This window comes from Oleiphilus sp. HI0117, from assembly GCF_001635235.1.
In genome coordinates, this window is the sequence record NZ_LWGA01000578.1 from 1 (window position 1) to 581 (window position 581).

At 42.8% G+C, this 581-nt stretch carries 1 protein-coding gene; it reads right to left on the minus strand.

Going from position 1 to position 581, the window contains the following annotated elements; all coding sequences use genetic code 11:
* Positions 1-158: 158 nt before the first annotated feature.
* Positions 159-581: ATP-binding protein (locus A3757_RS06305; protein ID WP_197469879.1), on the minus strand; the 423-nt coding region annotated here is incomplete at its 5' end.

Sequence of the window (581 nt, forward strand, 5' to 3'; positions counted from 1 at the left end):
CCTTGCTATAGCAAAGAATGCTCCGCAGCGTGTGAGCCAAAATATTGTTCTAAATGGTGGGTGTTAATTTGCATGTAAAACTGACCCGGCTTTTGCACTTAATTTTGACCCGCCTGAGAGGCCAGATTANGGCCTGAACTTTTCTTTTATTTCCAGTTTTAAATTCGTTTATTAGTAGATTCTTTGTAGCGGTAACTTTCGTTACCTGTTTCAATGATGTGACAGTGATGCGTTAGTCGATCAAGTAATGCGGTTGTCATCTTTGCGTCACCGAAGACTTGGCTCCACTCTGAAAAGCTTAAGTTAGTCGTGATAATCACACTTGTTTTCTCATATAGTTTGCCTAGCAAGTGGAACAGTAATGCGCCTCCCGTTTGACTAAAGGGCAAGTAACCAAGTTCATCTAAGATAACCAAATCTGTATGGCTTAACCTGTTCGCAATGCGTCCCGCTTTACCTTCGAGTTTTTCTTGTTCAAGTTGATTCACAAGTTCAATGGTCGATAAGAAGCGCACTCGTAGTCGGTGGTGTTGGATGGCTTGTACGCCTATTGCCGTTGCTAAGTGAGTTTTACCCGTGCC